The organism is Pseudomonas sp. 22082, assembly GCF_052046055.1.
GTDB classification, from domain to species: Bacteria; Pseudomonadota; Gammaproteobacteria; order Pseudomonadales; family Pseudomonadaceae; genus Aquipseudomonas; species Aquipseudomonas pharyngis.
The window spans coordinates 1-16,262 of the sequence record NZ_JBQEQB010000016.1; the positions used below are offsets into that span (position 1 = coordinate 1).

The 16,262-nt window shown below is 62.2% G+C and carries 9 protein-coding genes; 8 read left to right on the forward strand and 1 reads right to left on the reverse strand.

Annotated elements, in window-relative coordinates; genetic code table 11:
- Positions 1-5,748: retention module-containing protein (locus ACTJK9_RS18630; RefSeq protein WP_440815336.1), on the reverse strand; the 5,748-nt coding region annotated here is incomplete at its 3' end.
- A 359-nt stretch (positions 5,749-6,107) separates the two neighbouring features.
- Here ACTJK9_RS18630 and ACTJK9_RS18635 point away from each other — a divergent pair.
- From ACTJK9_RS18635 to ACTJK9_RS18670, 8 genes are all read left to right on the forward strand, one after another.
- A complete protein-coding gene (locus ACTJK9_RS18635) occupies positions 6,108-7,460 on the forward strand; it encodes a TolC family outer membrane protein (RefSeq protein ID WP_011331849.1) in 1,353 nt (450 codons plus the stop codon).
- A 34-nt stretch (positions 7,461-7,494) separates the two neighbouring features.
- Positions 7,495-9,651: a type I secretion system permease/ATPase gene (locus ACTJK9_RS18640; RefSeq protein WP_440815339.1), complete on the forward strand. Its 2,157-nt coding sequence runs from the start codon at positions 7,495-7,497 to the stop codon at positions 9,649-9,651.
- Positions 9,641-11,008, forward strand: coding sequence for an HlyD family type I secretion periplasmic adaptor subunit (locus ACTJK9_RS18645; RefSeq protein ID WP_011331851.1), 1,368 nt, complete (start codon positions 9,641-9,643; stop codon positions 11,006-11,008). The genes ACTJK9_RS18640 and ACTJK9_RS18645 overlap by 11 nt, the downstream gene beginning before the upstream one ends.
- 375 nt (positions 11,009-11,383) lie before the next feature.
- Entirely contained in the window at positions 11,384-12,280 is an 897-nt protein-coding gene (locus ACTJK9_RS18650; RefSeq protein WP_039773033.1) for a TauD/TfdA dioxygenase family protein, read from the forward strand.
- An 18-nt stretch (positions 12,281-12,298) separates the two neighbouring features.
- A complete protein-coding gene (locus ACTJK9_RS18655; RefSeq protein WP_007957722.1) occupies positions 12,299-13,324 on the forward strand; it encodes an ABC transporter substrate-binding protein in 1,026 nt (341 codons plus the stop codon).
- A gap of 5 nt (positions 13,325-13,329) precedes the next feature.
- Positions 13,330-14,190, forward strand: a complete 861-nt coding sequence (locus ACTJK9_RS18660; RefSeq protein ID WP_007957720.1) for an ABC transporter ATP-binding protein — start codon at positions 13,330-13,332, stop codon at positions 14,188-14,190.
- A 20-nt stretch (positions 14,191-14,210) separates the two neighbouring features.
- Positions 14,211-15,077, forward strand: a complete 867-nt coding sequence (locus ACTJK9_RS18665) for an ABC transporter permease (protein WP_011331855.1) — start codon at positions 14,211-14,213, stop codon at positions 15,075-15,077.
- Positions 15,078-15,245: 168 nt separating this feature from the next.
- Positions 15,246-16,163, forward strand: coding sequence for a LysR family transcriptional regulator (locus ACTJK9_RS18670; RefSeq protein WP_039773030.1), 918 nt, complete (start codon positions 15,246-15,248; stop codon positions 16,161-16,163).
- Positions 16,164-16,262 lie beyond the last annotated feature (99 nt).

Below are 16,262 nucleotides of genomic sequence, written 5' to 3' on the forward strand. Positions count from 1 at the left end.
GATCGACTGACCATTGGCCAGAGTCACGGTCACAGGCGAACCGGTCACAGGCGCGCCAACGGTGGCGGTGTAAGTGACAGTGCCACCTTCAGCCGCCGACTCGGTCGCAGTCAGTTTGACCGTGGTGGTGTCGATGGTGTCAGTGACTTCGGTAACGGCCGGAACAGTGCTCGGCACCAGGTTTTCGAAGTTGCCACCGGTTGCATCCTTGATGGTCACTTCGACTTTGCCGGCGTCTTTGTAGACGTCGTCTTTCGGCGCATCGACGGTCACGGTGCCGGTGGATTTACCGGCCTCGATGGTGATAACAGCGCCGTTGCTCAGTGTCACGGTGACTGGGGTGCCGGCCGGGTTGGTCAGCGTTGCGGTGTAAACGATTGAGCCGCCTTCGGCCACGGAACCTGTCGCGCTGAGGGTCAGGTTGGTCGTGTCGACGGTGTCGGTGACGGTGGTCGAAACCGGGGTCTTGTCGGCCACCAGATTTTCGTAGTTACCTCCAGACACGCCAGTAATCGAATTGCTCAGCGGGGTGTGACCGTTCAACGCATCGTTCGGCGCGGTGGTGGTGATGGTGCCGGTGGTCTTGCCGACTTCGATGGTGATCGACTGACCGTTGGCCAGGGTCACGGTGACCGGCGAACCAGTCACCGGAGCGCCAACAGTGGCGGTGTAGGTGACGGTGCCGCCCTCGGCCACCGACGTATCGGCGCTCAGCTTCACGGTCGACGTATCGATGGTGTCAGTCACTTCAGTGACGGCCGGAACGGTGCTCGGAACCAGATTCTCGAAGTTGCCGCCGGACGCATCCTTGATGGTCACTTCGACTTTGCCGGCGTCTTTGTAAACGTCATCGGCAGGCGCCGGAACGGTCACGGTGCCGGTGGTTTTACCCGCTTCGATGGTGATCACCGAACCGTTGCTCAGGGTCACGGTCACTGGCGTGCCAGCCGGATTGGTCAGCGTGGCGGTGTAAACGATCGAACCACCTTCAGCCACGGAACCTGTAGCGCTCAAGGTCAGATTGGTGGTGTCGACGGTGTCGGTGACTGACGTCACGGCCGGCGTCTTGTCGGCGACCAGGTTTTCGTAATTGCCGCCGCTGGTGCCGTCGATCTTCACGCTCAGCGTGTTGCCGCCGGCCAGTGCATCGTTCGGTGCGGTGTAGTTGACGCTGGCGCTGCTGGCGCCGACCGGGATGGTGATGGTCTGGCCGTTGGACAGGGTCACGACCACCGGCGAGCCGGTCACCGGTGCGGTGACGGAGGCGGTGTAAACCACCACGCCGCCTTCAACGGTGCTGGCCGTGGCGCTCAGGGAAACGGTGCTGGTATCGATGGTGTCGGTGATGTCGGTCACCGCCGGGGTCTTGTCGACCACCAGGTTTTCAAAGTTGCCGCCGCTGGTCTTGGTAATGCTGGCGTCGACTTTGCCGGCGTCCTTGTACACGTCGTCGCCCGGTGCGGCGACGGTGATGGTACCGGTGCTCGCGCCTTTGGCGATGTTGATCACCGCGCCGTTGCTCAGGGTCACGGTCATGGCCGTGCCGGCCGGGTTGGTCAGGGTCGCGGTGTAGATGATCGAACCGCCCTCGGCGACCGAACCGGTGGCGCTCAGGCTGATATTGGTGGTGTCGACGGTGTCGGTAACCTTGGTCACCACAGCCGTACGGTTGGCATCGACCTGTTCGAAGTTGCCGCCGCTGTGGCTGGCAATCGCGGTCTGCACCTTGCCGCCATCGATGTAAGGCGTGTTGGCCGGCGCAGGGAAATTCACCGAACCGCTGGTGGCACCGGCGGCGATGTTGATGACCGCGCCGTTGGCCAAGGTCACGGTCATGGCGGTGCCGGCCGGGTTGCTCAGGGTCGCGGTGTAGGTGATCTGGCCACCTTCGCTGACGGTGTCGCTGGCGCTCAGGGTCAGCGTGGTCTTGTCGATGGTGTCGTTGACCGTGGTGCTGACTGGCGTCTTGCTGACGTCGAGCTTCTCGAAGTTGCCACCGCTGGCATCGGTCATGGTCACGGTGAGCTTGCTGACATCCTTGTAGACGTCATCGCTCGGCGCCGGGATGGTCACCGAACCGCTGGTCTTGCCGGCTTCGATAACGATGGTCTGGCCGTTGCTCAGGTTGACGGTCACCGGCGTCTGCGCGGCGTTGGTCAGCGTTGCGGTGTAAGTGATCGACGTGCCTTCGAGCACATAGCTTTCGGCGCTGAGGGTCAGGTGCGTGGTGTTGATGGTGTCGGCGACGTTGGTCACCGCTGGCGTCGGGTTGGCCACCAGGTTTTCGAAATTGCCGCCGGAAGTGTCCTTGATGGTCACTTCGACTTTGCCGGCGTCTTTATAGACGTCATCGGCCGGGGCTGGAACGGTCACGGTGCCGGTGGTTTTGCCGGCTTCGATGGTGATGACGGAGCCGTTGCTCAACGTCACGGTCACCGGGGTGCCGGCCGGATTGGTCAGGGTCGCGGTGTAGACGATCTGCCCGCCCTCGTTGACGTTGCCGGTGGCGGTCAGCGATACGGTGGTGGTGTCGACGGTGTCGGTGATGGTGGTGCTGACCGGTGTTTTGTCGGCCACGAGGTTTTCGTAGTTGCCGCCGCTCACACCGGTGATCGAGTTGGTCAGCGGTGCATGGCCGGCCAGTACGTCGTTCGGCGCCGTGGTAGTCACGGTGCCGGTGGTTTTGCCGACTTCGATGGTGATCGCCTGACCGTTGGCCAGGGTCACAACCACAGGCGAGCCGGTTACCGGGGCGCCCACCGTCGCGGTGTAAGTAACGGTTCCGCCTTCCGCCGCCGACTCGGTCGCGGTCAGTTTGACGGTCGAAGTGTCGATGGTGTCGGTGACCTGGGTCACGGCCGGCACAGTGCTTGGCACCAGGTTTTCGAAGTTGCCGCCGGTTGCGCCGGTAATGGTCGCTTCGACTTTGCCGGCATCCTTGTAGACGTCATCGGCAGGCGCTGGAACGGTCACGGTGCCGGTGGTCTTGCCGGCTTCGATGGTGATGACCGCGCCGTTGCTCAAGGTCACGGTCACCGGCGTGCCGGCCGGATTGGTCAGCGTCGCGGTGTAGATGATCGAGCCGCCCTCGGCCACGGAATCGGTGGCGCTCAGGGTCAGGTTGGTGGTGTCGACGGTGTCAGTGACGGTGGTCGAAACCGGAGTCTTGTCGGCGACCAGATTCTCGTAGTTGCCGCCGCTCACGCCGGTGATCGCGTTGGTCAGCGGTGCGTTGCCGGCCAATGCGTCGTTCGGTGCTGTGGTGGTCACGGTGCCGGTGGTCTTGCCCACTTCAATCGTGATGCTTTGGCCGTTGGCCAGGGTCACGGTGACCGGCGAGCCAGTTACGGGCGCTCCAACTGTCGCGGTGTAAGTAACGGTACCGCCCTCGGCCGCCGATTCGGTCGCGGTCAGTTTGACGGTGGTGGTGTCGACGGTATCGGTCACGTCGGTGACGGCCGGAACGGTGCTTGGCACCAGGTTCTCGAAGTTGCCGCCGCTGGCGTCCTTGATGGTGACTTCGACTTTGCCGGCGTCTTTATAGACGTCATCGGCAGGCGCCGGAACGGTCACGGTGCCGGTGGTTTTACCCGCTTCGATGGTGATGACGGAGCCGTTGCTCAACGTCACGGTCACCGGGGTGCCCGCAGGATTGGTCAGGGTCGCGGTGTAAACAATCGAACCGCCCTCGGCGACAGTACCGGTGGCGCTCAGGGTCAGGTTGGTGGTGTCGGCAACGTCGGTAACCGTGGTCGAAACCGGGGTCTTGTCGGCTACCAGATTTTCGTAATTGCCGCCGGAAACGCCGGTGATCGAGTTGGTCAGCGGTGCGTTGCCAGCCAATGCGTCGTTCGGCGCGGTGGTGGTCACGGTGCCGGTGGTTTTGCCCACTTCGATGGTGATGGTCTGACCGTTGGCCAAAGTGACAGTCACCGGCGAACCGGTGACTGGTGCGCCAACCGTGGCGGTATAGGTAACGGTGCCGCCTTCTGCAACCGAAGTATCAGCCGTCAGTTTGACCGTCGACGTGTCGATGGTGTCAGTCACTTCGGTGACAGCGGGAACAGTGCTTGGCACCAGGTTCTCGAAGTTGCCGCCGGTGGCGTCCTTGATGGTCACTTCGACCTTGCCCGCGTCTTTGTAGACGTCATCGGCAGGCGCCGGAACGGTCACGGTGCCAGTGGTTTTACCCGCTTCGATGGTGATGACGGAGCCGTTGCTCAACGTCACGGTCACCGGGGTGCCGGCCGGATTGGTCAGGGTTGCGGTGTAGACGATCGAACCGCCTTCCGCCACGGAACCGGTGGCGCTCAGCGACAGGTTGGTGGTGTCGATGGAGTCGGTGACGGTAGTGGTCGCTGGCGTCGTGTTCGGCACCAGATTCTCGAAATTGCCGCCGGTAGCGCCGGTAATCGTGGTGCTGACGGTGCCGCCGTTGTTGTAGACGTCATTCGGTGCGGTCGGCACGTTGACGCTGCCGGTGGTCTGGCCGGCGCCGATGGTGATGGTCGAACCGTTCGACAGGGTGACGGTCACCGGCGTTTGCGCCGGGTTGGTCAGGGTCGCGGTGTAGGTGATCTGGCCACCTTCGACCACGGTGCCGGTGGCGGTCAGAGTCAGATTGGTGGTGTCGACCGAATCGACGATCGTGGTAACGGCCGGTGTCGGGTTCGGCACCAGGTTTTCGAAGTTGCCGCCCGTGGCACCGGTGATGGTGGTGGTGACGGTGCTGCCGTTGTTATAGACGTCATTCGGTGCGGTCGGCACGTTGACGGTGCCGGTGGTCTGGCCGGCGCCGATAGTGATGGTCGAGCCGTTCGACAGGGTCACGGTCACCGGCGTCTGCGCCGGGTTGGTCAGGGTCGCGGTGTAGGTGATCTGACCGCCTTCGGTCACGCTCGGGCCCGCCGTCAGGGTCACGGCGGTGGTGTCGATGGTGTCGGTGACCTGGGTCGTGGCCGGGGTGGTCGGCGGGGTCACCGTGATGCCGTTGCCGCCGGTGGTGCCGGTGACGGTCACGTCGATCTGGGTCGGGTCGTTATAAACAGTGTCGTTCGGCGCCAGGGGCACGTTGACGGTGCCGGTGGTGGAACCGGCCGGAATCACGATCACCGCACCGTTGGACAGGGTTATGGTCAGGTCGGTCAGCGGCGCCTGGGTCAGCGTTGCGGTGTACACCAGCACGCCGCCGGCTTCGGTGATGCTCGGCGTGGCGCTGAGGCTCAGGGTCGATTCGCGCAGGGCATTGGCGTTGGTGTCGGTGGTCTGGCCGCCGGTGATGTTCTGCGCGGCCTGGCCGGCAGCGTTGATGCCCGCAGTCGGGAAACCGATGGTGGGGTCGACGCGGCCGGCGGTCGCATCGAGCATCACGAAGCTGTGACCGCCGCCGGCGGCACCGCCAGTCCCTGCGGCGCTCGGGCCGGCAGCGGTGGCGTCAAGGGCGGTAGTCGGGTCGACACCGGCGGCGATGGCTTGTTGCAGCTCTTCTACCGACGGCGCGGCTTGCGCGGTGGCTTCGGCCAGGTCGGTGCTGGAGTCCGGGGTATCGGCGCTCCACTGAGTGTCACGGCCCAGATCGATCGTGCGGCCATCGGCCAGTTCCAGGGACACGGCGCCGGAAACGCCGGTGTCGACCTGATCGCCGGCAAACAGCCGGTCGCCTTCAACGAGTACGCGACGGACGCCCTCTGGGGACACCACGAAAACCTGACCGACAATGCTTTTGACGATGGCAACAACACTGCTCATTGAAGACTCTCCGGGTGTCACGTTCAGTTGACTTCCATAGACCTGATGGCTGTCTGCGCCGATTCAGTCTGGACGTACTTTTAAAAAAAGATGAAGCAAAGTTGACGCTGCTGTTCGTCAATATTTTGGCTAGATTCTTTCGCTATTAACTTTATGCCAAACTATTGACCTTCTGGGTGCCATCCTAAACAATCGTCCCAGTAATGTCACATTGATATTTATGCGGCGACCTGCCCTTCAGCGTGTGATCCAGTTCCGGTTTTAAACTTTCCGACATACGGTCATTCCGGTTGCCATCTTCCGACGCAGCTCACCAATTTGCTGTGATTCAAGACAAGAAGTTCTGGGAAATCTTTACCATGCGTTCGCACCTGTTCAAGGCTCTACCCTTCGCTCTCGCCGCCTCTTTCGTACAAGCACAATCCTTACCAGAAGCCATGCAGCAGGCGCTGGATGTCCATCCGGAAATCCAGGCAGGGGTCAACAGTCGGCTGGCCGCGGATTATCAATTAAAGGCTGCAAAAGGTGGATACCTGCCCAAGGTCGATCTGCTGGGCGGTTATGGTCGTGAAGGCACCGACAGCGTGACCACCCGCGCCAATGGTGGCGGCAATCACTGGGAAACCCTGAACCGCAGCGAGTCAAGTTTACGTCTCTCGCAAATGGTTTTTGACGGTTTTGCGACGTCCAGCGAAGTCGGGCGTCAACAAGCCACCGTCAACTCCCGCGCGTATTCCCTGCTCGGCACTTCCGAACGCACCGCGCTGACCGTGGCCCAGGTTTATCTGGATGTGCTGACCCGTCGCGAATTCGTGCGTCTGGCCGAAGAAAACCTAAAAAGCCACCAACGTATCTACGACCAGATCCAGCTGCGCACCCAGCGCGGCGTCGGCAGCGGTGCCGACCTCGATCAGGCCGAAGCGCGGATGGCCCAGGCCCGCAACAACCTGATCACCGAGCAGACCAACCTCGCCGACTCGGAAACCAACTTCCTCAGCGCCGTCGGCCAGATGCCCGATCAGCTGGAGCGTCCGGCGCCGTTCATGGCGATGATGCCGGCCAACCTGAATGAAGCGCGCCAGCAGATGCTGGAAAACAGCCCGATCCTGCGTTCGGCCGAGTCCGATATCGCCGCGGCCGAGAAGCAATACGAGACTGCCAAGTCGACCTTCTACCCGCGCTTCGACGCCGAGCTGGGCCGCACTGCCGACAACGACCTCGACGGCCAGAACGGTCACAATAACGAATGGCAGGCCATGTTGCGCATGCGCTTCAACCTGTATTCGGGCGGCAGCAACAAGGCGGATCTGGAGTCCAAGTCCTACCTGTCGAACCAGGCGCTGGACATCCGCAACAACGCCTTGCGCCAATTGAATGAAGAGCTGGGGCTGGCCTGGAACGCCCTGAACAACGCCAACGCCCAGGTGCCGATCGCTCAGCAGTACGTTGATCACAGCACCTCGGTGCGCACTGCTTATCAGCGCCAGTTCAGCCTCGGCGAACGGACCCTGCTGGATTTGCTCGACAGTGAAAACGAGCTGTTCACCGCTTCGCGCCGTCTGGCTGAAATCAAAAACATTCAGTTATTTACTCAGTATCGAATCAAGGCGACCATGGGCGAATTGCTCAAGAGCCAGGGAGTGGTCGCACCCTTGGCATCCGTTGTGCAGAACGACGTGAAGCCCAAGGTCCAGCTGCCTGGGATGAATTGAGTTGTCCCTTTTCAACTGCTAAAGAGTGTCGAGCGTGGAATCAGAAGTCAGTCGAGTTCATCTCAGTCATGATCCACGCGCGTTGCACGACGATCCGTTACTGGATGGTCTGCTCGCTCTTTGCATGCTCCACCAGAAACCCGCCAGCGCGGCGATGCTGACCACCGGCCTGCCGCTGCCCAAACAACGCCTGAGTGTCGAGCTGCTGCCCCGTGCAGCGGCGCGCGCCGGGCTGCAAGGGCGGGTGCTGCAACGCAAGCTGGAAGAGATTCCGGCGATTGCCATGCCGGCGCTGTTGCTGCTCAAAGATGGCCGCAGTGCCGTCCTGCTCGGCTGGCAGGGTGAGAACGACGCACGGGTGCTGCTCAGCGAAAGCGACGGCGGCGAGTCCCTGGTCAGCCGCGAGCTGCTGGCCGACGACTACACCGGCAAAGTGTTCTTCGCCCAGCCCCAGCACAAATTCGACGTCAACCACGGCACGCTGATCCCGCGTGCACGCTCGTGGTTTCGCGACACCCTCAAGCGTTCGCGCTGGCTGTACGCCGACGCCATCGCCGCCAGTTTCCTGATCAACATCATCGCCATGGCCGCGCCGCTGTTCGTGATGAACGTCTACGACCGCGTGGTGCCGAACCAGGCCGAAGCGACCCTGTGGGTCCTCGCGCTGGGCATCACCGGCGCCTATCTGTTCGACCTGATCCTCAAGAGCCTGCGCAGCCTGTGCCTGGATCTGGCCGGCAAGAAAACCGACCTGATCATCTCCGCCACGCTGTTCGAACGCATCGTCGGCATGGCCATGAAATACCGCCCGGCGCGGGTCGGCAGCTTTGCCCAGAACATCCACGAATTCCAGAGCCTGCGCGATTTCCTCGCCTCGCTGACCCTGACCAGCCTGATCGACCTGCCGTTCACCATCCTGATCTTCATCGTCATCGCGATTCTCGGCGGGCATCTGGTGTGGATTCCGGTGCTAGCCTTCCCGATTGCGCTGCTGATCGGCTACGCCTTGCAGAAGCCGCTGGTGGCAACCATGGAGCGCACCATGGCCCTCGGCGCCGAGCGTCAGTCGAGCCTGATCGAAACCCTCGCCGGCCTCGACGCGGTGAAGGTCAACAACGCCGAAAGCGAACGCCAATATCAGTGGGAGCAAACCATCGGCACCCTCAGCCGTCTTGAGCTGCGGGTGAAAATGCTCTCCGGTCTGGCGATGAACATCACCCTGCTGATCCAGCAACTGGCCGGGGTGATCATGATCGTCTTCGGCGTGTACCAGATCATCTCCGGCAACCTGAGCATGGGCGGCCTGATCGCCTGCTACATGCTCAGTGGCCGCGCCCTCAGCCCGCTGGCGTCGCTGTCCGGTCTGCTGACCCGCTACCAGCAGGCGCGGGTGACCATGACTTCGGTCGACCAGATGATGGAGCTGCCGCAAGAGCGCAATTTCGAAGAGCGCCCGCTGAGCCGCAAGGTGCTGCAAGGCGCGATCGAATGCCGCCAGCTCAGCTTCACCTACCCGGAACAACAGAACCCGGCGCTGAAGAACATCAACCTGGTGATCCGTCCCGGCGAGAAGATCGGCATCATCGGCCGCAGCGGTTCCGGCAAGAGCTCACTGGCGAAACTGCTGGTCGGCCTCTATCAGCCGGACGACGGTGCGTTGCTGGTGGACGGCGTCGACATCCGCCAGATCGACGTCAGCGAGCTGCGCTACAACATCGGCTACGTGCCGCAGGACATCCAGCTGCTGGCCGGCACCTTGCGCGACAACTTGATTTCCGGCGCTCGTTACGTCGAAGACGAACTTGTCTTGCAGGCCGCTGAACTGGCCGGCGTCCACGAATTCGCCCGACTGCACCCGCAGGGTTATGAACTGCAAGTCGGCGAGCGCGGGCAGAACCTGTCCGGCGGTCAGCGCCAGAATGTCGCGCTGGCCCGGGCGCTGTTGCTCAATCCGCCGATCCTGTTGCTCGACGAACCGACCAGCGCGATGGACAACACCGGCGAAGAACGCCTCAAGCAACGCCTCGCGGCGGTGGTGGAAAACAAGACCGTGGTGCTGGTAACGCACCGGGCATCGCTGCTGTCGCTGGTCGATCGCCTGCTGGTGGTCGACCGTGGGCAGATCCTCGCCGACGGCCCGAAAGCGGCCGTCATGGAAGCGTTGAAGAAGGGGCAGATCAGTGTTGCTTAAGTCGGGTTTCAAGGATTCGATCCGCCGCTACTTCAAGGGCTCGGCATCGCTGCAGGGCCAGCCGCTGCCAGAGGTCAACAAGGCCTTGATCGAGGACGCGCCGCGCGTGGTGCGGCTGACGATCTGGGCGATCATCGGTTTCTTCGTGTTCCTGATGCTGTGGGCCAACTTCGCCGTCATCGACGAAGTGACCAAGGGCGACGGCAAGGCGATTCCCTCGTCGAAGATCCAGAAAATCCAGAACCTCGAGGGCGGTATCGTCTCCGAGCTGTTCGTCAAGGAAGGCCAGATCGTCGAGGCCGGCGCACCGCTGGTACGCCTGGATGACACGCGATTCGCCTCCAACGTCGGTGAAACCGAAGCGGATCGCCTGTCGATGCTGCTGCGGGTCGAGCGCCTGAGCGCCGAGGTCGATGACCGGCCGCTGAATTTCCCCGAGGACGTGCTCAAAGCCGTGCCGGGTCAGGCCAAGAGCGAAGAGTCGTTGTACATCAGCCGTCGCCAGCAACTGCACGACGAGGTCGGTGGCCTGCAGGAGCAGTTGATCCAGCGCCAGCAAGAGCTGCGCGAGTTCACCTCGAAGCAGGCGCAATATCGCCAGCAACTGGGCCTGCAACGCCAGGAAATCAACATGTCCGAGCCGCTGGTGGCCCAGGGCGCGGTATCGCCGGTGGAAGTGCTGCGACTCAAGCGTGCCGAAGTGGAAACCCGTGGTCAGCTCGACGCCACCACCCTGGCGATCCCGCGCGCCGAATCGGCGATCAAGGAAGTGCAGCGCAAGATCGATGAGACCCGCGGCAAATTCCGCAGCGAAGCCCTGACTCAGCTCAACGAAGCGCGTACCGACCTGAACAAGGCCCAGGCCACCGGCAAGGCGCTGGAAGACCGGGTCAGCCGGACGCTCGTCACCTCGCCGGTGCGGGGTATCGTCAACAAGATGCTGGTCAACACCATCGGTGGCGTGATCCAGCCGGGCAGCGACCTGCTGGAAATCGTGCCGCTGGACGACACCCTGCTGGTCGAAGCGAAGATCCGCCCGCAGGACATCGCGTTCCTGCATCCGGGCCAGGAGGCCACGGTGAAATTCACCGCGTATGACTACACCATCTACGGCGGTCTGAAGGCGAAGCTTGAGCAGATCGGCGCCGACACCATCACCGACGAAGACAAGAAAACCACCTACTACGTCATCAAGCTGCGCACCGAGCGCAGCCATCTCGGCACTGACGAGAAGCCGTTGCTGATCATCCCGGGGATGGTGGCGTCGGTGGACATCATCACCGGCAAGAAGACCGTGCTGAGCTATCTGCTCAAGCCGATCATCCGGGCGCGGGCCGAGGCGTTGCACGAACGCTAGATCTTTATTGGCCTTTCAGGCCTCTTCGCGAGCAAGCCCGCTCCCACACTCGACTGCGTTTTTCCAGAGACACGCGATCGAGTGTGGGAGCGGGCTTGCTCCGGGCGGCGATCCGACGAAGGCGTCTGTCGGAACAACACATTCCGTCCAGAAGTGACACAAATGGTCACTCACCATCCAGTCCATTCCTAAGCATTCGCCATATCGTTATTCGTTAACAGTATTTAAATTCCGCTTCTTATAGCTATAAAGTCAGCCTCCTGCGTACCTGCCGACCAATCGGCGCGCCGCACGACACGAACCAACACGCAATCCAGCGTGAGTTTCTGATCGACGCGCGCGCCATCGAGCGCGCCGTGCGTGGGAGATTGATTGATGTCCGCAGCTACTGCTACCCCAAGCGCCGCGACTGCCGCGCCGCAAACCTTCGAAGTCCGCCCGTTCAGCGGTGCCGTCGGCGCCGAGATCATCGGCCTCGATCTGACCCGTCCGGTCAACGATGAAGACTTCGCCCGCATCCACCGCGCGCACCTCGATCACCACGTTGTGGTGTTCCGCGACCAGCGCATCACCCCGCAACAACAGATCGACTTCAGCCGCCGCTTTGGCGTGTTGCAGATCCACGTGCTCAAGCAGTTCCTGCTGGCCAATCACCCGGAAATCCTCATCGTTTCCAACATCGTCGAAAACGGCCAGAACATCGGCCTCGGCGACGCCGGCAAATTCTGGCACTCGGACCTTTCCTATAAAGAGCTGCCGAGCCTCGGCTCGATGCTGCATGCCCAGGAACTGCCGTCCGAAGGCGGCGACACCCTGTTCGCCGACATGCACAAAGCCTGGGACAGCCTGCCAGACGCGCTGCGCAAAGCCGTTGAAGGCCGCTCGGCTGCGCATTCCTACACCGCGCGTTACAGCGAAACCAAATTCGAAGGCAACTGGCGCCCGACCCTGACCCCGGAGCAACTGGCCCAGGTCGCCGAGGTCGTGCACCCGGTGGTCCGCACCCATCCGGAAAACGGCCGCAAGGCGTTGTTCGTCAGCGAAGGCTTCACTACCCGCATCGTCGGTCTGCCGGAGGACGAGAGCAAACAACTGCTCGACGAGCTCTACGCCCACAGCGTGCTGCCGCAGAACATCTACCGCCATCAATGGCAACCCCACGATCTGGTGTTCTGGGACAACCGCTCGCTGATCCACCTTGCCGCCGGTTGCCCTGCGCACCTGCGCCGCAAGTTGTATCGCACCACCATTCAGGGCGACGCGCCTTTCTGATTTGCCGGAGATCCGATCATGTCCAAACGTCTTCCATTCGCGCCGCTGGCAGCGGCCATCGGCCTCGGTTTCAGCCTGATCGCCGGTAGCCTGGTGGCGCCGACTGTGGCCCACGCCGAAGGTGAAATCCGCATCGCCGAGCAGTTCGGCATTGTTTATCTGTTGCTCAACGTGGTGCGCGATCAGGGACTGATCGAGAAGTACGGCAAGCAGGAAGGCCTCGACATCAAGGTCGACTGGACCCAGCTGTCCGGCGGCGCGGCGGTCAACGATGCCTTGCTCTCCGGCTCCATCGACATTGCCGGCGCCGGTGTCGGGCCGTTGCTGACGATCTGGGATCGCACCCACGGCAAGCAGAACGTCAAAGCCGTGGCCTCGCTGGGCAACTTCCCGTACTACCTGGTGAGCAACAATCCCAAGGTCAAAACCATCGCCGACTTCACCGAGAAGGACCGCATCGCGGTGCCGGCGGTGGGCGTTTCCGTGCAGTCGCGTTTCCTGCAATACGCGGCGGCCAAACAGTGGGGCGACAAGGAATTCAATCGCCTCGACAAATACACCATCGCCGTTCCGCACCCGGACGCCACTGCTGCATTGATCGCCGGCGGCACCGAACTGACCGGGCATTTCTCCAACCCGCCGTTCCAGGATCAGGCGCTGGAGAATCCGAACGTCCACGTCGTGCTTAATTCCTATGACGTGCTCGGCCCGAACTCGCCGACCGTGCTGTTCGCCACCGAGAAATTCCGCAACGAGAACCCAAAAACCTACAAGGCATTCGTCGAAGCGCTGACCGAAGCCGCACAGTTTGCGCAGAACGATAAAGGCGCGGCGGCGGACACTTACATCCGCGTGACCAAGGCCAAGATCGACCGCGCAGCGTTGCTGAAAATCATCGACAACCCGCAGTTTGAATTCAGCGTCACGCCGAAAAACACCTACCCGCTCGCCGAATTCCTCTACCGCGTCGGCGCGATCAAGAACAAACCCGAATCGTGGAAGGACTACTTCTTCCAAGACGCCAAACCGTTGCAGGGGAGCTGATCGACATGAACGCCCCTTTGCAAGGCCACGCGGCCAGCAACCCGATCGCCACTGCGCAAGCGCTTTTGGCGGTCGATCAGGTCAGCCTCGAATACCGCACGCCGCAACGCGTCGTGCGGGCCACCCATCAGGTCAGTTTCGAAGTCGATCAACAGGATCGCTTCGTGCTGCTCGGTCCTTCCGGCTGCGGTAAATCCACCTTGCTCAAAGCCGTCGCCGGGTTCATTGCACCGTGCGAGGGCGAGATCCGTCTGCAGGGCCAGCGGGTCGACGCGCCGGGACCGGACCGGATCGTGGTGTTTCAGGAGTTCGATCAACTGCCACCGTGGAAAACCGTCAAACAGAACGTGATGTTTCCGCTGCTGGCTTCGCGCACGCTGAAGAAAAAGGAAGCTGAAGAGCGTGCGCTGCATTACCTGGAGAAAGTCGGTCTGGCGGCGTTCGCCGATGCCTACCCGCACACCTTGTCCGGCGGCATGAAAGCGCGGGTTGCGATTGCCCGGGCGCTGGCGATGCAGCCGAAAATCCTGCTGATGGACGAGCCGTTCGCCGCGCTGGATGCCCTGACACGGCGCAAGATGCAGGAGGAATTGCTGCTGCTCTGGGAGGAGGTGCGGTTCACCTTGCTGTTCGTCACCCACTCGATTGAAGAAGCGCTGGTGGTGGGCAATCGGATCCTGCTGTTGTCGCCGCATCCGGGCCGGGTGAGGGCGGAAGTGCACAGTCATCAATACGATTTGCACAGCCTCGGCGGTGTAGCGTTTCAGGAATCGGCGCGGCGCATTCACCGGTTGCTGTTCGATGAAGGCCAGTCGCCGGAAACCGAGCGCGAACTGGATTTCACCGATATCCGCATCGCTTATTGAGCCGCCTGGAGGATTGCCCGATGAGCCATTCATCATCCGTACGTCAAGAATTCGAAAACGATCTGCAACCGCTGACCAGCGTCCCGGTGGAGCGCGAGCTGCCGCTGGGCCAGCGCCTGTGGCAACAGGGCTGGCTGCGCAAAAGCGTGATCCTGATTTTGCTCGCCGTGCTCTGGGAGGTTGTGGCCCGGGTGCAGAACAACGACCTGCTGCTGCCGAGCTTTTTGCAGACCAGTCACGCGCTGTATGACGGTCTGCTCAGCGGCGAACTGCTGGGCAAGGTGTGGATCTCGCTGGTGGTGCTGATCAAGGGTTACCTGATCGGCATTGTCCTGGCCTTCGCCCTGACCACGCTGGCGGTTTCGACCCAGGTTGGTCGGGACTTGCTCAGCACCCTGACCTCGATGTTCAACCCGCTGCCGGCGATTGCCCTGTTGCCGCTGGCGTTGCTGTGGTTCGGGCTGGGCCAGAACAGCCTGATTTTCGTGCTGGTGCATTCGGTGCTGTGGGCGCTGGCGCTGAACACTTACGCCGGGTTTCTCGGCGTCTCGGAAACCCTGCGCATGGCCGGGCGCAACTACGGCTTGAAGGGCATGCGCTTCGTGCTGTTCATCCTGATTCCGGCGGCGCTGCCATCAATCCTCGCCGGACTGAAAATCGGCTGGGCCTTCGCCTGGCGTACCCTGATCGCCGCCGAGCTGGTGTTCGGTGCCACCAGCGGTAAGGGTGGTTTGGGCTGGTACATCTTCCAGAACCGCAATGAGTTGTACACCGACAAAGTATTCGCCGGTCTGGCGGTGGTGATCCTCATCGGTTTGCTGGTGGAGAACCTGGTGTTCGACACGCTGGAGCGGGTGACGGTGAAGCGCTGGGGGATGCAGCGCTGAGAGGTGTGCGGAAGCGGCTGGCCCTTTCGCGAGCAAGCCCGCTCNGAAATGCATTTCCCCTGTGGGAGCGGGCTTGCTCGCGAAGACGTCGGTTCATGCGCCACCGATTTCAAGTATGTTTGCTAGCATTGCATCCAGATCAATCCTGATCGGTCACGAGTGCTCAGCATGCAACTCCCGGACATGAACCTGTTGGTTGCTCTCGACGCTTTGCTCGACGAGGGCAGCGTGGTCGGCGCCGCGCGGCGGATGAACCTCAGCCCGGCGGCCATGAGCCGCACGCTGACGCGGATCCGCGAAGCCATTGGCGATCCGATTCTGGTGCGCGCCGGTCGCGGTCTGGTGCCGACGCCCAAGGCCCTGGAACTGCGCGAGCAGGTGCGCGATGTGGTCGAGCAGGCGGCGTTGCTGTTTCGCTCGGCCGATGCGGTGGAACTGGGGACGTTGCGCCGGCGCTTCAGCATTCGCGCCAACGATTTTTTCGTCGGCGTGTACGGCGGCAAGCTGTTCGACACCCTCGATCAACTGGCGCCGCACTGTGAGCTGCGCTTCGTGCCCGAAGGTGACGGTGACGATGAAGCCCTGCGCGAAGGGCGGATCGATCTGAGCGTGAGCAACACCCGCCCGGTGACGCCGGAAGTCAAAGTGCAGAACCTGTTTTCCACGCACTTTGTCGGTCTGGTGCGCGAGGATCATCCGCTGCTGGATGGCGAGATCACGGCCGAACGTTACGCCGGTTTTTCCCACATCAGCATGTCCCGCCGGGGCATCGCCCGTGGGCCTATCGACACCGCTTTGAATGCCCTGGGGCTGGAGCGGCGGGTGGCAGTGATTGCGCCGAGTTTCCACGCGGCGATGTTCGCCCTGCCGGACTCCGACCTGATTTTGCCGGTGCCCAAGGAAGCGCTGCTCAGCGTGCGGCGGCTGGGCTTGAAGCTGCGCTCGTTCAATCTGCCGGTCCCGTTGCCGACCCTGATGCTGACCCAGGCCTGGCACCCGCGTTTCGACAAGGATCCGGCCCACCGCTGGCTGCGTGAAACCCTCAAGACCTGCTGCGACGAAACCTGGCTGGCGGCACAGCCCTGACGATTGCGTCTGGCGCACTTATAAGCTGCCAATAAGTCAATTTTCGTCAGCACTAAGCCCCACTAACATGCTCCGGTATTTTTCCCTCCGGAGTTTGCT

Coding starts and splice junctions, on each gene's coding strand:
- ACTJK9_RS18665 (WP_011331855.1), top strand. CDS start 14,211: ATGAGCCATTCATCATCCGTACGTCAAGAATTCGAAAACGATCTGCAA.
- ACTJK9_RS18635 (WP_011331849.1), top strand. CDS start 6,108: ATGCGTTCGCACCTGTTCAAGGCTCTACCCTTCGCTCTCGCCGCCTCT.
- ACTJK9_RS18660 (WP_007957720.1), top strand. CDS start 13,330: ATGAACGCCCCTTTGCAAGGCCACGCGGCCAGCAACCCGATCGCCACT.
- ACTJK9_RS18650 (WP_039773033.1), top strand. CDS start 11,384: ATGTCCGCAGCTACTGCTACCCCAAGCGCCGCGACTGCCGCGCCGCAA.
- ACTJK9_RS18670 (WP_039773030.1), top strand. CDS start 15,246: ATGCAACTCCCGGACATGAACCTGTTGGTTGCTCTCGACGCTTTGCTC.
- ACTJK9_RS18655 (WP_007957722.1), top strand. CDS start 12,299: ATGTCCAAACGTCTTCCATTCGCGCCGCTGGCAGCGGCCATCGGCCTC.